Genomic DNA, 15,515 nt, shown 5'->3' with positions numbered 1-15,515 from the left:
TTTCACGCACCCTATGGATACTGTTTATTCGACAACAGATGTTCCAAAGGCGATGCGTTGAAAAAAAACAACACATTGATGGTTAAATGCCATGACTGATGTTCTCGCAGACTTCCCCCAAGGTTAGAATGCAGGAAATCAGGAAGGGCCAATGACCGACCACACACTTTCGGAAGCCGAATTCGACGCTATCACCGATGCTGCCGCGCATTGGTGCATGCGTCTGCACGCCAGTGACTGCACCGAGCAAGAGCGCCAGGCGTTCGAGCAATGGCGTGATGCGCATCCGCTCCATGCCTTCGAGTACGAAGCGATGCTGGAGATCTGGGATGTCGCCGGCGAGTTGCCTCGTCCCGAACCCGTCGTGCCGCTGGTTCGCCGCCAACCCGAAACCCCGTGGCGCCGTCTGGCCATTGCCGCGGCGGTATGTGCCCTGGCACTGCCTTTGGCCGGTTATGGCGGCTGGCACCTGGGCTGGGTACCGAACGCGTACCAGCATTTCGAAGCGACCGACAATGTTCGTACCGTCACCTTGAAAGACGGCAGCCAGGTTGAGCTGAACCTGGGCAGCGAGCTGACGTACAGCAACTACAAGGATCAGCGGCAAGTCACGCTGGATAAAGGCGAAGCCTTCTTCAGGGTCAGCCATGACACCCGCCACCCCTTCGTGGTCAAGGCCGCCGAAGGCCGGATTCGCGTGACCGGCACCCAATTCAACGTCTGGATGTATGAAGACCAGGTCAAGGTCAACCTGATCGAAGGTTCGGTACTGGTCAGCAGCAACGCCGACCTGCAAGGCGACGGTTTGCGCCTTGGCCCGGCGATGCAGGCCAGTTATCGCCGCGGCGACTTCATTCCCCGCATCAGCCAGACCTATGACAATGACAGCTCGCTGGCCTGGCGCCAGGGCAAGCTGGTGCTCGACGATCTGGCCTTGAGCGATGCGCTGCCCTTGATCAATCGCTACCTGGACAAACCGTTGATGGTGGCTGACCACAGCACCGGCTCGATCCATATCGGCGGCATCTACAACATCAAAGAGATCAACGGCCTGGTAAAGTCCTTGCCGCGGGTCCTGCCGGTCTACCTGACCCGTAACCAGAACGGCAATCTGGTGGTCAACGCGATTCCGCAAATCTCCCCGAAAAGCTGAAAAGGCCGCCACCCTTGCGGAGGCGGCCTTCAGCGTTCATGCAAAACTCCACTACCTTACTGCGCGGCCACTTTGGCATCCTGCCGGCGGATCGTCTGCACCTGATAGTCAGGATCGGACAGGATCTGTTGCTCGGTGAAAGGCAGCACGCTCCATTGCTTCCTGGAAAAGGCCTGCGTCTGGTCCCGTGAATACTTCGAGGCCGGGTCGCTGGACAACGAGAATGCCAGCAGCCCTTTGGCCTGCGGTCCGTTTTCGTCAAAGGTCACCACTTGCAGGTAGCTCGTGCCGCTGACCACTTCGCGCTTGCCATCGCTGCGCGGTACGCTCTGGATGGCGTTATAGACCCCCAACGTTCCCGGCCCGCCGTGGATCGGTGTCTGTTGTCCGCCGCTGCTGACCACCTGGATATCGCCCCAGCGACTGTCCGGCTTGAGTCCTGCCGCCTTGACCTGTTCAGCCGAAGCCAGCATCGCTGCCCGTAGCGCCTTCGCCACCTGCGGGTGATCGACTGCCAGACCCCGTGGGGTATGTTGCGGATCCCGCGGATCGAATGCCACACGCCATACGTCCGGCACCGACTCCAACGCCTCCATGACATTCTGGAAGTGCACAAAGCCCAAACCGCTGCCCAAGTTGGCGTTGCGGTCCCAGGCCTTGAGGCTGGCGCACAGTGGCGCGAGCGTTTTGGCATCGGTACCGAGGTCCGCCGCGCAGAATTGCAGGAGGTCCGGCATCACTAGACTGGCTTGATAAACCCGATCGTCCATGACCATGTGCTGCAAGTCCGCTGCCTCGATCTTGCCGGCCTGGGCCAGCGCGCTCAAACGGTCCAGGGCAAAGCGCGATCGCAGCCCCAGTGGCTGACTGTCCTGACTGATCAACGGCGAATAGCCGGTCAGCGGTTGCGCCGGGTTGGCCATCCATGCCGAGTCGTTGGAGTGCTGGACAAAGTCCTTGCGTAGCAATTGCGGCAACTTGTCCGCTGCATAGATACCCTGTTGTGCAGCCTGCGGGTCGATGTCCCAGGCACAGGCGCTGTTGGAGCCGTCGAGAATGATCATCTGCAAGCCAGCGCGCGGATCGCTGCATTGCGCCAGCTTGTCGACACTGACGTTGGGCACCACCGAGAGGTTCATGTACAGCGTCTGCCCCTGATCGTCCGCTGCCAGCGTATTGACCCACGGAATGCCCTGGATCTCGTGCACCGAAGCCTGGAAATCCTCGAGGTTTTCAGCGCGGTTCATCGCATACCACTGCTGCAGAACCCGGTCGTTATCCAGATTGGCGTCGCGCAGGCTGTAGGCGTATTGATGATCCCAATCCAGTTTTCCCGGCCATTGCACCACCGGACCGAATTTCGAGCTGTAGACCTCGTGGGAAATTGCCCGGACCTGCCCGTCCGCCTGCCTGACGTTGACGGTCACGGTCTGCTTGTCCATCGGCAAGGACTGGCCGTCGAGCAGGTAACGGGTCGAATCCCTGGGATCGAGCTGCAGGCGATACAGCGTGAAATGCCTGGACGAATCCACGGTGTGGGTCCAGGCCAGATGTTGATTGAAACCGATGTTGATCACCGGCAGGCCGGGCAACGCCGCGCCCATCACGTCCAGTTTGCCGGGAATGGTCAGGTGCATCTGATAAAAACGCATGCCGCCCACCCACGGAAAGTGCGGATTGGCCAGCAACATGCCGCGTCCGTTGAAGGAACGCTCGCTGCCGACCGCGATGGCGTTGCTGCCACGGTCCAGGGCAAAACGCTGCATCCGCGTAGCGGCCACCTGGAACGCCGCCTGTGCGCTCGACGCCAGGGCCACGGCCTGGGGCGGCGTGGCACCAGCCAGGGCTTCGGCAAACTGGCCGACGCCACCTTCGACCAACAGGCGCCGGGTCAGCTTGACCAGATCCGACGTGGTAATGTCGCGCACCCAATCTCCCTGGCACTGCGGCGGCAATCCCTGGACGCGACGCTCGCTCAAGGAGCGGTTGTACCCCGCCACATAGCCTTCGACCAACTCACGCACTGGCGGGGTCTGGGCCTGCCAGAAACCGGCGACGGCTTGCGGAGTGTTCAGCCAGGTGAAAAATACATCGCTGGCCAGGTTCTCGCGCTCTTCGACGGTGAACTGATCTGGCCCGAAGTACCGCGAACGTTCACCGTTGACCGTAGTGATTTCGTTGGCCAACAGGCACAGGTTGTCCTGGGCGTAGGCATAGCCGATGCCGTAGCCGAGCCCTCGCTCGTTGTCGGCGCGGATGTGCGGCACGCCGAAACCGGTGCGGCGGATCTCGGCGCTCGTTTGCGCAGGCGTATCGCTCGCGCTCGCCGCAAGGCTCAGCCCCAGGCTCAACCCCAGAGTCACACCCACCAGGCTCAACCTGGTTAACTGGCTGGAAATAATCACGCTCGCTCCTGATCGAAAAAACGATGGTCACGGCTGCGCATACCCACGCGCACCGGGCCTCCCTGTAGGGACGAAGCTCACTACAAAAATTTTAGAGATTACTGCGCAACGCCCCATGGTCTGACAGGTTGATCACGCGATGGCGACAAAATTTCTACATTCGAGCCTTCATGATTCTGGCTGCTCATACGTCTAATGTTGTAAGAGCGCCCATTTTTTCCTGATCAGGCTCTGAAAGGAGTTTTGCAATGTACAACTCGCAACTGCCAACGGACGGTAGCAACGCGCCAAAGGGTACTTCCATGGGAGTCGGCGTATTCGAGCCGCGTACCGATCGCCACGGCAACGAGCGGATCAGGGTCCTGCTCAAAAGCTTTGGCCTTCGAACCAGTCTGATCCGCCTGAAAGTCATCGATGCCCTGCTGACGGCCGCCGAAAACGACCGCAGCCTTGGCGTGCGTGGCGTGCACAGCCAATTGCTGGACCTGGATATTCCCCTGTCCTTTCTCAGCGTGCGTGAAGTGCTGAAGCGCTTGTGCAGCGAAGGCGTGATTGTCCTCAACCCCGACAAGAGCTACAGCCTGCATCCCCAGGCTGCTGCCATTTTGCGTAACCGATGATCGAATGATCAGGCTTTGACCTTGCGGCGCATCACGCCATTGATGACCACCACGACCACCGCCACGCCAATGGCGATGTACTGGAACAGTTTTTCGCTGATGACGCCGGTGTTCTGCAACCAGGAAAGGCCAAACATGATCCCCAGCACCACCAGAGAGATCAGAATCGAGTATTTCAAACGTTGCGACTGAGTCATTGCGGGTTCCTGAATCTGAAAATGTATCCGGTTTGTATCGACGCGCATGCCAAGCGCTTACCCTGTTTCGGGGATAAGCGGCTACAAGCGGGGTCTCATGTTACAGCCGATGAAGAGTTTTGGCTTCATTGCGGCGATAACCATGAGGACTTTCAAATGTTGCGTCGAATCACATTGCTGATTCCCCTGCTGGCCATCCTGACCCTGAGCGGATGCATTGTTTTCCCCCACGGGGGCTGGCATCACGATCACTATGCCAACCATGGCAGACCAGGTTACTACCCACATCGTTAACAGTGGCTCAACGGCCTGAATCCTTTCGGTAAAAGTCATTGCCCGGCTGGGCGCACAGTTCCACCAACCAATCGACGAACACACGCACCCGCCGGGATAACTGGCGGTGCGGCGGATAAAGCGCCGTCATCGGCATACCCGGTGGCGGCACTTCCCTCAGCACTTCGCATAAACGCCCCTCCTCCAGTTGCCGGATTTCTACACCACCGGCACCGACGCCCGCGAAGCCACGGCCACCCTGCATCGCGCGCTGGAACTGGGCGTCAACCTGCTCGATACCGCCGATATATATGGCCCGCACACCAATGAAGAGCTGATCGGCAAGGCCATTGCCGGCAAGCGCGATCAGGTGTTCCTGGCCAGCAAGTTCGGGATCGTCCGCGATCCGGCCAACCCCACCGCCCGTAGCGTCAACGGTCGGCCGCAATACATTCGCCAGTCCATCGACGGCACGTTGAAGCGCCTGGGCGTGGACACCCTCGACCTGTATTACCAACACCGAATCGACCCGCAGGTGGCCATCGAAGAAACCGTCGGTGCCATGGCCGAACTGGTCAGTGCCGGCAAGGTGCGTTATCTGGGCTTGAGCGAGGCCTCGGCGGCGACCCTGGAACGAGCGCACAAGGTTCATCCGATCAGTGCGTTGCAAAGCGAGTACTCGTTGTGGAGCCGCGATCAGGAAGAAAACGGTTGCCTGGCGACCTGCCAACGCCTGGGCGTCGCCTTTGTGCCTTATAGCCCATTGGGCCGAGGGTTTCTGACCGGCGCGTTGAAAAGCCCGGATGATTTCGCGGCCGACGATTACCGTCGTTTCAGCCCGCGCTTTCAGGGCGAAAACTTCGTGAAAAACCTGCTGCTGGTGCAACAGGTACAAGCGCTGGCGGCAGAAAAAGGCGTGACGGCGGGCCAACTGGCGCTGGCGTGGGTACTGACCCAGGGTGATTACCTGATTCCGATTCCGGGCACCAAGCAACGTAAATACCTGGAAGAAAACGTGGCCGCTCTGGAGGTGACGCTGAGCGCCGAAGAACTGCACGCGCTGGAAGCGGTCTTTGCGGCGAATGCCACCGCTGGCCTGCGTTATCCGGAAGAAGTCATGAAGCTGCTCGACCGCTAAGGGTCGCCGGCCCGCTCAATGAACCGGGCGGGCCGGGAAACGGGGCGTCAGGCTTCGTCCGAAAGAACACTGCCCGGCCTCACCATGGGGCCGTTGCTTTTGCCATAAGTTTCCAGGTTTTGCAGCACGTAGATCGCTTTCTTGAACTCGGGAACCAAGTAATTGGCGTACTTGTTACCCTTCAGATTGTTGTTCTGGATGTTCTCCAGTTGCGTCGCGAAATATTCCAGTGCATTGAACTTCGCATCAGGGTCCTTGATGCCAAACCGGTCGAACTTGTCACCGGCATTGCTCAGCGTGACCGCCGTCACATCACTGATCAGGCCGCGTTCTTTCAGTAAGACACTGAGACTGCCCATGGATTTGACTGAAATATTAGTGGGATCAAAACCCTTCATCTGCTTGCGCAATTTCATCTTGTCCATCTTGACCGTATCCAGTTCAACTGGATTGTTGCCCACCAGGTCAAGCATCTGCCTGACCTTGACGCTCTGGGGAACAGACTTTGAGCTGCTGGCGGTATCTCGAACCAACAAGCCCGCCTTCGGGGTCCAGGCGCCGGTATAGCCGATAGTCATTGAAAACTCCTTCTTTTTGATCAAGTTAGAGGGTCAGAAGTATCGGCCTGAGCACTTACGCCACCAAACTTTAATTCAGCGCTTTAACAATTTTCGTACAATTAAGATACATGCTGTAAAACTTCATGTTTATTGGACTTCGGAATATTGATGAATAGTCTTTCAGACTTTTCGTACAGGGCGGATAGTTGGTTTATATCAACACCAATACTTACCCTCCACATTTCAAGCTGACAATTTTGTAATGTCCCCCTCATCTCCCTGACAGCGTTGATCTACCATCATTGAATGGCCTATCTTGTAGCAACTGGAAACACTCCTTGAATGCCTGACCCATAAAAATGGTCAGAATGCGTTTTTTGCCCGTTAGCCGAGACGAATCCCATGCGAAACCCTCTGCGTCTGATCGCCCTGAGTGCCCTGTTCATGTCTTCCCTGGTCCAGGCCGCCGACCTCATTCCGATCGAGGTTCATCGCGACGCCAATTGTGGTTGCTGCAAAAAATGGATCACCCACCTGGAGGCCAATGGCTTCAAGGTCGATGACCACGTAGAAGTCAGCATGAGCGAATTCAAGCAACAGCACGGCGTGCCGCCACGCCTGGCGTCGTGCCACACCGCATTGATCAATGGCAAATTCGTTGAAGGCCATGTCCCGGCCGATCAGGTCCTGGCCTTGAGCAAACGCGACGATCTGCTGGGCGTCGCGGCCCCCGGCATGCCCATGGGTTCGCCCGGAATGGAAATGGACGGCATGAGCGATGCCTATCAGGTCATCGGCCTGAAAAAGGACGGCACTGACGTGGTGGTTGCGGACTACCCCGCCCATTGATGTCCGGCGCGTACTTCGGATTGTTTTTCGCGGCATTCGGTGCCGCCACGCTGCTGCCGTTGCAATCCGAAGCCGTGCTGGTCGGACTGCTGCTCAGCGATCGCTATTGGCTCTGGGCACTGCTGGCGGTGGCAACGTTCGGCAACGTTCTGGGCTCGCTAATCAACTGGTGGCTGGGGCGCGGGATCGAGCGGTTCCACGACCGACGCTGGTTTCCGGTGAGCCCCCGGCATCTGGAAAAGGCCCGGCTTCATTACCAACGCTACGGCCATTGGTCATTGCTGCTCAGTTGGCTGCCGGTGATCGGCGATCCGCTGACGCTGGTCGCCGGGGTCATGCGCGAGCCGCTGGGGCGCTTCCTGCTGATCGTCACCCTGGCCAAAGGCGCCCGCTACAGCGTGCTGGCGTTGGCGACTTTGGGCTGGATGGGTTGAACCTTCAAGGGCGGCGATTGCCTGTGATTAATGCCGCCCTAATCGTGTCGATCCAATATAGGCGGATTCCCATGGAGCTCTCCGATGTCGCGCCCCTTCTCCCGCTGGTTACCCAGCCTGTTACTGACCGCCGTCCTGCCCGTCATCGCCCACGCCGAAGGGCCGCAATACGGCCCCGAGTTGCAAGGTTTCGACTACCCCTACACGCTCAAGCACTTCGCCTTTGATTCCCAGGGCCAATCCCTGCAAATGGGTTACATGGACGTCGCCGCCCACGGCAAGGCCAATGGCCGCAGCGTGGTGCTGATGCACGGCAAGAATTTCTGCGGCGCCACCTGGGACAGTTCGATCAAAGCCCTCAGCGACGCCGGCTATCGGGTCATCGCCCCGGACCAGATCGGCTTCTGCACCTCCAGCAAACCGGCGCACTATCAGTACAGCTTCCAGCAACTGGCGACGAACACCCAGCAATTGCTCAAGGCGCTGGGTATCCAGAAAGCCACTCTGCTGGGGCATTCCACCGGCGGCATGCTCGCCACTCGCTATGCCTTGCAATACCCCGAACAGGTCGAGCAACTGGCGCTGGTCAACCCCATCGGCCTGGAAGACTGGAAAGCCCTCGGTGTGCCCTATCGCACGGTTGATCAATGGTACGAGCGCGAACTCAAGCTCAGCGCCGAGGGTATCCGCAACTACGAACGCACCACCTATTACGGCGGTCGCTGGAAGCCGGAGTTCGATCGTTGGGTCGACATGCTCGCCGGCCTGAACAAAGGCCCGGGGCATACGCAAGTCGCGTGGAACTCGGCACTGATCTACGACATGATCTTCACGCAACCGGTGTTTTACGAATTCCAGAACCTGAAGATGCCGACCCTGCTGTTGATCGGAACGTCCGACACCACCGCCATCGGCAGTGATATCGCCCCTCCCGAGGTCAAGGCGAAGATCGGGCACTACGACGTCCTCGGCAAACAGGTAGCCGGGCTGATTCCCCAGTCCACGCTGGTCGAATTCCCTGGCATGGGCCACGCGCCGCAGATGGAAGAACCGGCCCGATTCCACCAGGCCCTGCTCGCCTGGCTGAGCAAGACCAACCCCGTGCATTGAAGAGGAAAGGCTGATGCCTGTGCAGATTGCAGTGATCGATGATTGGCAGGATGTGGCGCGCAATGTAGTGGACTGGTCGGTACTGGACAGCGTCGGTGAGGTAAGTTTTCTCCATGACTACCCCACCGATACCTCATCCCTGGCCGAGCGCCTGGCCGGGTTCGAGGTGATCTGCGTGATGCGCGAGCGCACCCGCTTCGATGCAGACCTGCTGAGGCGCCTGCCCAAGCTCAAGCTGCTGGTGACCGGCGGTATGCGCAACGCGGCCCTGGACCTGAAAACCGCTGCCGCGCTGGGCATTCAGGTCAGCGGTACCGACAGCTACAAACACGCCGCACCGGAACTAACCTGGGCGCTGATCATGGCCGCGACCCGCAACCTGGTGGTCGAGGCCAATGCCCTGCGCGCCGGCCAATGGCAACAAGGCCTGGGTGGCGACTTGCATGGCAAGACACTGGCCATCCTCGGTCTGGGCAGCATCGGCCAGCGAGTCGCGCAGTTCGGTCAGGTGTTCGGCATGCGCGTCATCGCCTGGAGTGAAAACCTCACCGCCGAACGCGCGGCGCAGGTCGGTGTGACCCGTGTCAGCAAACAGGAACTGTTCGAACAGGCCGACGTGCTGTCGGTGCACCTGGTGCTCAGCGAGCGCAGCCGCGGTCTGGTGGACGCACAAGCCCTTGGCTGGATGAAGCCCTCGGCGCTGCTGGTGAACACCGCGCGTGGCCCCATTGTCGATGAAGCGGCGCTGATCAAGGCGCTGCAGAAACAACGACTGGCCGGTGTCGCCCTGGACGTCTTCGAGCAGGAACCGCTGCCCGCCCACCATCCGTTCCGGACCCTGGACAATGTACTGGCGACGCCCCATGTCGGATACGTGAGCCAACAGAACTACCGGCTGTTTTTCTCGCAAATGATCGAGGACATTCAGGCCTGGTCGGCGGGTGCTCCGATTCGTTTGCTGGGTTGATACCGCGTCATCGTTCATCGCGAACAGGCTCGGTCCCACAGGGCTACATTGGCGGACGCAGCAATTTTGCCCGGCACAAATCCTCTGTGGGAGCAAGCTTGCTCGCTCCCACAGGGCTACATCGGCGGACGCAGTAATTTTGCCCGGCACAAACCCTCTGTGGGAGCGAGCTAGCTCGCGATAGCGGTGTATCAGTCGAAATCAAAGTTGAATGACACTCCGCGTCGCGAGCACGCTCGCTCCCACAGGGACTCTTCAGCGCACACAACGCTGCACAAGGCACAAAAACCATGCATCCGCCCCGATATGAGTTTTCCTTGAAAACACCATCAGGGCGTAACGAATAATTGTTCATGCTGCGGTGTTCTCGTCACATCAACCTTGCACTGCGTCTGGCGGGACGCGACCTGATCTGAACCCATGAAGCTCTGGAGCAAAGCCCATGAATATTCGTTTTGCTGTTCTGACGCCCCCTCTGTTGCTGGCCGTTGCGTTGTCCGTTTCCCTCGCCCTGGCCAACGGCGGTGGCGGGGACGACGACGCGCCCATCAGACCCAACTGCCCGAAAGGTCAGGTGTTCGATAGCAAATCGAAACGTTGCGTCCGGCAGACCAGTAGCCTGGTGCCGGACGAAGACCGTACCAACTATGCCTATCGACTGGCCAAGGACGGGCGTTATGAAGAAGCCCTGGCCCTGCTCGACACGCTGAAACAGCCAAATACCGCAAAAGCGTTGAACTATCGCGGCTACGCCACGCGTAAACTGGGACGTACCGACGAAGGCATCGGCTATTACCTGCAATCGGTGAAACTAGACCCGCAATATGCGCAGGTCCGCGAATACCTCGGCGAAGCCTATGTGGTCAAAGGCCGGCTGGATCTTGCACAGGAGCAACTGCGGCAGATCGAATCCATCTGTGGCAGTACTCAATGCGAGGAGTACCAGGACCTGGCCGAAGCCATCAACGGTTCATCGAAAACCTGACAACCCGAGCGGACGGAGGTCGCCATCGCCAGCGATCAGGCAATACGAACGGAACTGAACCAGCATCTGGCGCGTTTATGGCGCTACGGACTGCTGCTGTCCCGGCAACGGCATGTCGCCGATGACCTGGTGCAAGCCACTTGCCTGCGGGCACTGGAACGGGCCGGGCAATACGTGCAGGGGACGCGCATGGACCACTGGTTGCTGAGCATTCTGCATTCGATCTGGCTCAACGAAGTCCGCGCCCGGCGGGTGCGCCAGGGGCAGGGTCAGGTAGACGCCGATCAGGCCTTGTCGTTCGATGGAGAATCCGTGGCGCAAACCCACGTGTTGGCAGCGCAGGTCATCCGCCGCGTCGATGCCTTGCCCGAGGCCCAGCGCGAAACGGTGTTTCTCGCCTATGTCGAAGGCTTGTCCTACCGCGAAGTCGCCGAGGTGCTGCAAGTGCCCATCGGCACCGTCATGAGTCGCCTGGCCGCCGCTCGGGCGAAACTGGCCGAATATCCACCGTTGCACACGGTGCCCACCCCTAACCGAGGAGAACATTGATGAACGCGATACCCTCGGACGAACAACTGGTGGCTTACCTCGACAACCAACTCGATGCCGAGCAGCGCTCGCGCATCGACGCGGCCATCAGCGCCGACCCGATGCTCGGCCTGCGCCTGCAATGGCTGGATCGCAGCAGCCTGCCGTTCAAGGACGCCTACGATGAACTGACCCGACAGGCGCCGGTCGATCGCCTGCAAACCATGCTCGCCACAATGCCCTCACCCGCCCGCCCTGGGCTCAATCGACGCTGGTTCCTGGCCGCCGCGGCCGGGCTGTTGGCCGGCGGCGTGCTGGCGGACCGTTTGTTCCTCGGCTGGCAAGCGAGCCAACAGTCGCATAGCTGGCGCGGCCTGGTGGCCGATTACATGGCGCTCTATGTGCCGGAAACCCTGGATCACCTGCCCGGCGATGAAGCTGCCCAACGGGCACAACTGCGCACGATCGATGCGCGTCTGGGCCTCAACCTCGCGCCGGCAAAACTGAGCCTGCCCCGTGCCGAGTTCAGGCGCGCGCAAATCCTCGAGTACGACGGTGCACCCATCGCCCAGATCACCTACCTCGATCCAGCCCACGGCCCCATGGCGCTGTGTGTTACCCGCTCCAACAGCGGCAGCCGCCATTTCGCCCGGGAACAGCGGCGCGAGCTGAACATCGTGTATTGGGCTGACATGGAACACGCCTGGATGCTGATCGGGCATCAGCCGATGGCGGACCTGGAGGAGATGGCGAAACTGTTGCGTAGTCGCCTGAGCACCTGAGAATCCCTGGCACAACGCAGGCGCTGCGGCAGCGCCTGCGAAGCGCGTCAGGCCGAAGCCGGTAACCACAAACGAAACCGAGCCCCGCCCAGCGGCGAGGCTTCCACCGTCAACGTGCCGCCCTGGGCTTCCAGTGCTCGGCGGCTGATCGCCAGTCCCAGTCCGAAACCACCCGTGGCGCGGTCGCGGCTGCGGTCGAGGCGGTAGAAAGGTTCGAAGATCCGCTCGCGCTCGTCATCCGGAATGCCGATGCCATCATCGTCGACCCAGATTTCACAGCCGCTGGCATAGACCTGCACACCGATCTGAATACGCTTCTCGCAATAGCGCATGGCGTTGCGCAGCAGGTTTTGCAGGGCTCGGGCGGTCAGGCGCGGGTCCAGGCTGAAGCGTTCGAGCTGGCCGTGGAGCAACACGTCGATGACGATTTGCGGAGACTCCATTTCTTCGTCGACGCTGCCGAGAATGCTGTCGATGAATTCATCCATCGACACTTCGACCTGCTCCGGCAGCCGCGCCGGGTTTTGCAGGCGGCTGTAGGACAGCAGCTCCAGCACCAATTCATCGAGTTCCCGAATGTGCGCCACCAGGCTTTGCAGGCGCTCGCGGCTGGCCGCCGGCAAGTCGTCGGACAGGGCCAGCGCCAGGCCGAAATCCAGGCGTGTCAGCGGCGTGCGCAACTCGTGGGACACCGCATTGAGCAGGTCTCGCTGTTGGTTGAGCAGGTTCTCGATGTCGCCGGCCATGGTGTCGAACACACTGGCCAGGCTGCCGATGTTGGAGCTCGGGGGAATTTGCGTGCGCTCGCCCAAGTGGCCCTTGCCAAAGCGTTCGGCGGCGCCCTTGAGGCGCTCCAGGTCACGCCAGTGCGGGCGCAGCCACAACAACAGGCACGCGAGCATGGTCGCGCCGATCAGGACGTTGATGCTCCAGTACAACAGATTGACGTCCAGCGGATCCGGTGGCACGACCATTTGCACCACGGTGCGCTCATTCAGCGGCGCGACCGCCAGCGTGCGCCAGCCCCAGTCGCCCACGCGCACGACGTTCTCGCCGCGGCGCAAGCGCTGCTGTTCATCGGGTGTCAGGCTGCTGTCGTCATTGCTGCTGAGCACGATGTGCAGAGGAGAGAAGTCCTTGTCCATTTCAGCGGCCAGGGTCGGCCACTGTTCGGTCGGGACCCCATGGAACTGTTTGACGATCAGCGTTTGCAGCCCTCGCGAGTAATCGAGGTTGTAGGTGACAAAGCGCTCCTGGAACACCTTGACCACCAGATCCGGCACCAGATAGATCGCCGCGCTGAACGAGACGATGGTCACCAGGTACAAACGAAAGAGGATTCTGAACATCGGCTCAGCATTCCCACTCGGAACGGCTGAACAGGTAACCCTTGCCCCACACGGTCTTGATCTTGCGCGCCTCGCCGGCGTGGTCGTCGAACTTGCGTCGCAGCTTGGAAATCGCCACGTCCACCGAACGGTCGGTGCCATTGAATTCGATGCCGCGCAAGCGTTGCAGGATCTGGTCGCGGCTCAACACCTCTCCGGCATGCCGGGCCAGCACCACCAGCAGGTTGTACTCGCCGCTGGACAACTCCACCAATTGCCCGCGCCAGGTGACGGTACGCTCGGACAAGTCGATGCACAGGTTGCCCATCAGAATGCGGTCGTTGGCAGTCTGCGGCTCGCTGAGGCTGCTGCGGCGCAACAAGGTCCGCACCCGGGCCAGCAGCACCCGCGGCTCGCAGGGTTTGGTGACGTAGTCGTCGGCCCCCATTTCCAGGCCCAGGACCTGGTCGTGGCTGTCGTCGCGGGCGGTGAGCATCAGGATCGGCAGGGTCGCCGAATCGGCGCGCAGCAGGCGACAGACTTGCAAGCCGTCGAGGCCGGGCAGCATCAGGTCGAGGATCACCAGGTCCGGCGGATTGAGCCGCGCACGTTCGCGCACGTGGTCACCGCGACCGATCACGCTGACGGAATAACCGTTGCGTTCCAGGTAACTGGCAATCAGTTCGGCGAGGGCGGTGTCGTCTTCGACCAGGAGGATGTTGGGCATGGGGTGTTTCCAGAAAGAGCCGTGGCGCCAGATATGCCGCCATCGCGAGCAAGCTCGCTCCCACAGTGGTCGGTGTTGTTCACAACATTCGTGTTCACATCAAATCCCGGTGGGAGCGAGCTTGCTCGCGATGGCAATCTATCTGGCGCAATAGAAATCAAGGACTGCAGGATATACGCCCTCACGCACACCTGAGTAAAACCCTTACACAATTTCACACAGCACCAACAAAGCTTCACCGCTACCCTCGCCTTCGCCCAGTAGGATGCTGGGGGTCTTTATTGGGGTATTACATGTCGAAGAATCTGCTTGCCAGGCTCAGCCTGATTGCACTGGCGTTGACACTGGGCGCGTGTGACAAGTCCTCGAATGCCGAGGAACAGGCGCCGCTGGCCACAGTTCGCATCGAGACCATCGAAGCGCGGCCACTGACCATCAGCAGTGAACTGAGCGGGCGGATTGCCGCACCACGCATGGCCGAAGTGCGTGCCCGGGTGGCTGGCGTTGTCTTGCAGCGCACCTTCCGTGAAGGCAGTGACGTGAAACAGGGCGAAGTGTTGTTCCGCATCGACCCGGCGCCGTTCAAGGCTGACCTGGACAGCGCCGAAGCCGCGTTGCGCAAGGCTGAGGCCAACGCGTTCCAGGCCAGATTGCAGGAACAGCGCTACGCCCGGTTGATCGACGACAAGGCCATCAGCGGCCAGGACTACGACAACGCCCGGGCCAACGCCCGGCAGACCGCTGCCGACGTCGCCGGCAACAAGGCGGCGGTGGAACGCGCCCGGTTGAACCTCGGTTACGCCACGGTCACCGCGCCGATTTCCGGGCGTATCGGTCGCGCACTGGTCACCGAAGGCGCACTGGTCGGACAAAACGAAACCACGCCTCTGGCGCTGATTCAGCAACTGAACCCGATTCATGCCGACCTGACCCAGTCCACCCGCGAACTCAATGAACTGCGCCGCGCCTTCCGTTCCGGCCAGTTGCAGCAGGTCGGCCAGGACCAGGCCAAGGCCACGCTGATTCAAGATGACGGCAGCCTCTACCCGTTGCCAGGCAAAATGCTGTTCAGCGACATCACCGTCGACCCGGGTACTGGCCAGATCATCCTGCGCAGCGAGTTCCCCAACCCCGACCTCGACTTGCTGCCCGGCAGTTTCGTGCGCGTACGCCTGGAGCAAGCGGTCGACCAGCAGGGGATCAGCGTGCCGCAACGTGCCGTCCAGCGCGACAGCGCCGGCGTCGCCCAGGTGCTGCTGCTCGACGCCGAACAGCGGGTCGGGCAGCGACCGGTCGAACTGGGTGCCGTGCAGAACGATCGCTGGATCGTCACCGGAGGCCTGAAGGCAGGCGACCGCATCGTCATCGAAGGCCTGCAACACGCCCGCCCCGGCGAGAAAGTGCAAATCGACGACACCCCTCTTCCACTTGCCCAGGTGACTGGTCAGTAAGCAGGACG

Annotated in this window: 15 protein-coding genes and 2 pseudogenes; 11 read left to right on the top strand and 6 right to left on the bottom strand. The window is 60.6% G+C overall.

The annotated features are described in order from the left end of the window. Positions 1 to 151: 151 nt before the first annotated feature. The gene (locus AC1Q6Y_RS08015) at positions 152 to 1,153 is read left to right on the top strand and encodes a FecR family protein (protein ID WP_057714707.1); all 1,002 of its coding nucleotides are present in this window, start codon (positions 152 to 154) and stop codon (positions 1,151 to 1,153) included. A gap of 56 nt (positions 1,154 to 1,209) precedes the next feature. Here the strand turns inward: AC1Q6Y_RS08015 and pvdQ are convergent, their stop codons facing one another. Beyond that, positions 1,210 to 3,558: a bifunctional acylase PvdQ gene (pvdQ, locus tag AC1Q6Y_RS08010; RefSeq protein ID WP_492624338.1), complete on the bottom strand. Its 2,349-nt coding sequence runs from the start codon at positions 3,556 to 3,558 to the stop codon at positions 1,210 to 1,212. A gap of 248 nt (positions 3,559 to 3,806) precedes the next feature. Here pvdQ and AC1Q6Y_RS08005 point away from each other — a divergent pair, with 248 nt between their 5' ends. Then, positions 3,807 to 4,178: a hypothetical protein gene (locus AC1Q6Y_RS08005; protein WP_057714705.1), complete on the top strand. Its 372-nt coding sequence runs from the start codon at positions 3,807 to 3,809 to the stop codon at positions 4,176 to 4,178. An 8-nt stretch (positions 4,179 to 4,186) separates the two neighbouring features. On the opposite strand, the gene AC1Q6Y_RS08000 is transcribed toward AC1Q6Y_RS08005, so the two are convergent. Together AC1Q6Y_RS08000 and AC1Q6Y_RS07995 are read right to left on the bottom strand one after the other, a co-directional pair. Next, positions 4,187 to 4,375: a hypothetical protein gene (locus tag AC1Q6Y_RS08000; protein ID WP_090455405.1), complete on the bottom strand. Its 189-nt coding sequence runs from the start codon at positions 4,373 to 4,375 to the stop codon at positions 4,187 to 4,189. Positions 4,376 to 4,676: 301 nt separating this feature from the next. Next, positions 4,677 to 4,862 (bottom strand): annotated as a pseudogene (locus tag AC1Q6Y_RS07995) (LysR substrate-binding domain-containing protein); the annotation flags it as partial. Between AC1Q6Y_RS07995 and AC1Q6Y_RS07990 the strand changes: the two are divergent. Next, positions 4,857 to 5,786: pseudogene (locus tag AC1Q6Y_RS07990) on the top strand (aldo/keto reductase); the annotation flags it as partial. The pseudogenes AC1Q6Y_RS07995 and AC1Q6Y_RS07990 overlap by 6 nt on opposite strands. Before the next feature lie 47 nt (positions 5,787 to 5,833). Here the strand turns inward: AC1Q6Y_RS07990 and AC1Q6Y_RS07985 are convergent. Continuing rightward, positions 5,834 to 6,364: a hypothetical protein gene (locus AC1Q6Y_RS07985; RefSeq protein ID WP_492624337.1), complete on the bottom strand. Its 531-nt coding sequence runs from the start codon at positions 6,362 to 6,364 to the stop codon at positions 5,834 to 5,836. 384 nt (positions 6,365 to 6,748) lie between these two features. Between AC1Q6Y_RS07985 and AC1Q6Y_RS07980 the strand changes: the two genes are divergently transcribed. From AC1Q6Y_RS07980 to AC1Q6Y_RS07950, 7 genes are all read left to right on the top strand, one after another. Further along, positions 6,749 to 7,195, top strand: coding sequence for a DUF411 domain-containing protein (locus tag AC1Q6Y_RS07980; RefSeq protein ID WP_492588265.1), 447 nt, complete (start codon positions 6,749 to 6,751; stop codon positions 7,193 to 7,195). After that, entirely contained in the window at positions 7,195 to 7,629 is a 435-nt protein-coding gene (locus tag AC1Q6Y_RS07975) for a YqaA family protein (protein WP_090455409.1), read from the top strand. Before AC1Q6Y_RS07980 ends, AC1Q6Y_RS07975 begins: the two co-directional genes overlap by 1 nt. 84 nt (positions 7,630 to 7,713) lie before the next feature. Then, positions 7,714 to 8,739: an alpha/beta fold hydrolase gene (locus AC1Q6Y_RS07970; RefSeq protein ID WP_492624336.1), complete on the top strand. Its 1,026-nt coding sequence runs from the start codon at positions 7,714 to 7,716 to the stop codon at positions 8,737 to 8,739. 13 nt (positions 8,740 to 8,752) lie between these two features. Further along, entirely contained in the window at positions 8,753 to 9,706 is a 954-nt protein-coding gene (locus tag AC1Q6Y_RS07965; protein ID WP_492624335.1) for a D-2-hydroxyacid dehydrogenase family protein, read from the top strand. 442 nt (positions 9,707 to 10,148) lie between these two features. Further along, positions 10,149 to 10,691: a tetratricopeptide repeat protein gene (locus tag AC1Q6Y_RS07960; protein WP_492624334.1), complete on the top strand. Its 543-nt coding sequence runs from the start codon at positions 10,149 to 10,151 to the stop codon at positions 10,689 to 10,691. Positions 10,692 to 10,757: 66 nt separating this feature from the next. Further along, positions 10,758 to 11,240: an RNA polymerase sigma factor gene (locus AC1Q6Y_RS07955; RefSeq protein ID WP_371318492.1), complete on the top strand. Its 483-nt coding sequence runs from the start codon at positions 10,758 to 10,760 to the stop codon at positions 11,238 to 11,240. After that, positions 11,240 to 12,001, top strand: coding sequence for an anti-sigma factor (locus AC1Q6Y_RS07950; RefSeq protein WP_057714695.1), 762 nt, complete (start codon positions 11,240 to 11,242; stop codon positions 11,999 to 12,001). The genes AC1Q6Y_RS07955 and AC1Q6Y_RS07950 overlap by 1 nt, the downstream gene beginning before the upstream one ends. Before the next feature lie 47 nt (positions 12,002 to 12,048). Here AC1Q6Y_RS07950 and AC1Q6Y_RS07945 read toward each other — a convergent pair whose 3' ends face one another. Further along, positions 12,049 to 13,350 (bottom strand): ATP-binding protein, encoded by a 1,302-nt coding sequence (locus tag AC1Q6Y_RS07945; protein ID WP_492624333.1) that lies wholly within the window; start codon positions 13,348 to 13,350, stop codon positions 12,049 to 12,051. Positions 13,351 to 13,354: 4 nt separating this feature from the next. Then, positions 13,355 to 14,056: a response regulator gene (locus AC1Q6Y_RS07940; protein ID WP_057714693.1), complete on the bottom strand. Its 702-nt coding sequence runs from the start codon at positions 14,054 to 14,056 to the stop codon at positions 13,355 to 13,357. Between the two features lie 293 nt (positions 14,057 to 14,349). Between AC1Q6Y_RS07940 and AC1Q6Y_RS07935 the strand changes: the two genes are divergently transcribed. After that, positions 14,350 to 15,507: an efflux RND transporter periplasmic adaptor subunit gene (locus AC1Q6Y_RS07935; RefSeq protein WP_492624332.1), complete on the top strand. Its 1,158-nt coding sequence runs from the start codon at positions 14,350 to 14,352 to the stop codon at positions 15,505 to 15,507. Positions 15,508 to 15,515: the final 8 nt, after the last annotated feature.

The sequence above is a fragment of the Pseudomonas sp. GW823-FHT06E10 genome (genome assembly GCF_058794995.1).
The sequence above is the reverse complement of the archived record's forward strand: the minus strand, read 5'-3'. Positions and strand labels throughout refer to the sequence as shown.

What these genes read in the sequence shown, in the direction of transcription:
- AC1Q6Y_RS08000 (WP_090455405.1), bottom strand. Translation starts at nt 4,375, where the DNA reads ATGACTCAGTCGCAACGTTTGAAATACTCGATTCTGATCTCTCTGGTG.
- AC1Q6Y_RS07940 (WP_057714693.1), bottom strand. Translation starts at nt 14,056, where the DNA reads ATGCCCAACATCCTCCTGGTCGAAGACGACACCGCCCTCGCCGAACTG.
- AC1Q6Y_RS07980 (WP_492588265.1), top strand. Translation starts at nt 6,749, where the DNA reads ATGCGAAACCCTCTGCGTCTGATCGCCCTGAGTGCCCTGTTCATGTCT.
- AC1Q6Y_RS07985 (WP_492624337.1), bottom strand. Translation starts at nt 6,364, where the DNA reads ATGACTATCGGCTATACCGGCGCCTGGACCCCGAAGGCGGGCTTGTTG.
- AC1Q6Y_RS07970 (WP_492624336.1), top strand. Translation starts at nt 7,714, where the DNA reads ATGTCGCGCCCCTTCTCCCGCTGGTTACCCAGCCTGTTACTGACCGCC.
- AC1Q6Y_RS07945 (WP_492624333.1), bottom strand. Translation starts at nt 13,350, where the DNA reads ATGTTCAGAATCCTCTTTCGTTTGTACCTGGTGACCATCGTCTCGTTC.
- AC1Q6Y_RS08005 (WP_057714705.1), top strand. Translation starts at nt 3,807, where the DNA reads ATGTACAACTCGCAACTGCCAACGGACGGTAGCAACGCGCCAAAGGGT.
- AC1Q6Y_RS07950 (WP_057714695.1), top strand. Translation starts at nt 11,240, where the DNA reads ATGAACGCGATACCCTCGGACGAACAACTGGTGGCTTACCTCGACAAC.
- AC1Q6Y_RS08015 (WP_057714707.1), top strand. Translation starts at nt 152, where the DNA reads ATGACCGACCACACACTTTCGGAAGCCGAATTCGACGCTATCACCGAT.
- AC1Q6Y_RS07965 (WP_492624335.1), top strand. Translation starts at nt 8,753, where the DNA reads ATGCCTGTGCAGATTGCAGTGATCGATGATTGGCAGGATGTGGCGCGC.
- AC1Q6Y_RS07975 (WP_090455409.1), top strand. Translation starts at nt 7,195, where the DNA reads ATGTCCGGCGCGTACTTCGGATTGTTTTTCGCGGCATTCGGTGCCGCC.
- AC1Q6Y_RS07960 (WP_492624334.1), top strand. Translation starts at nt 10,149, where the DNA reads ATGAATATTCGTTTTGCTGTTCTGACGCCCCCTCTGTTGCTGGCCGTT.
- AC1Q6Y_RS07935 (WP_492624332.1), top strand. Translation starts at nt 14,350, where the DNA reads ATGTCGAAGAATCTGCTTGCCAGGCTCAGCCTGATTGCACTGGCGTTG.